1 protein-coding gene is annotated in these 584 nt (G+C 58.4%); it reads left to right on the top strand.

Annotated elements, in window-relative coordinates; all coding sequences use genetic code 11:
• On the top strand, nt 1-560 hold a 560-nt coding region (locus tag GTGU_RS26250), incomplete at its 5' end, for a phage baseplate assembly protein (protein ID WP_038163779.1).
• Nucleotides 561-584: the final 24 nt, after the last annotated feature.

Below are 584 nucleotides of genomic sequence, written 5' to 3'. Positions count from 1 at the left end.
AGGCCGGGGTGGCGCTGGTGTATGGCGAGAATATCCTTGCCGCCCGTGGCCGGTTCAGCTGGCGCGAGCGTAACAGCCAGTACATCGTCAAGGGCACCAGCAGCGCGGGCGGCAGTACGTGGGATGACCAGCCGGTCAGCGTTATCGGCGGACGTCAGACCATCGTCGACGACAGCGAAATCAACCGTTACCGCCCGAAGATCCTGGTCAACGAAGACAGCCTGACCGTGGGCGGCGCGAACACACGCGGGGAGTGGTACAAGGCCCGCATGCAGGGTGAAGCGAACAGTACTGAAATCACGCTGGCAGGCTGGCGTGAGAACGGTGATACCGGTCCGTTGTGGAAGAAAAACCAGCGTGTGGATATTGACGATCCTGTCCAGAACCTGAAGGTGACATGGCTTATCAAGAGCGTGACCTATACCGAAGGTGAAAACGGCCGCCTCTGCGTTCTGACGCTGGTGCCACCGGAATCTATGGATTTGCCGAAGGTCAGCGACAAGAAGAAAGGCGGGAAGGGTAAAGGTAAGAAAGCGAAAACGGTGGCGACATGGGACTGAATCCGGCGAATTTTTCACGCACAA

This window comes from Trabulsiella guamensis ATCC 49490, assembly GCF_000734965.1.
Lineage (GTDB): Bacteria > Pseudomonadota > Gammaproteobacteria > Enterobacterales > Enterobacteriaceae > Trabulsiella > Trabulsiella guamensis.
This window is presented reverse-complemented; position numbering and strand designations above follow the sequence as displayed.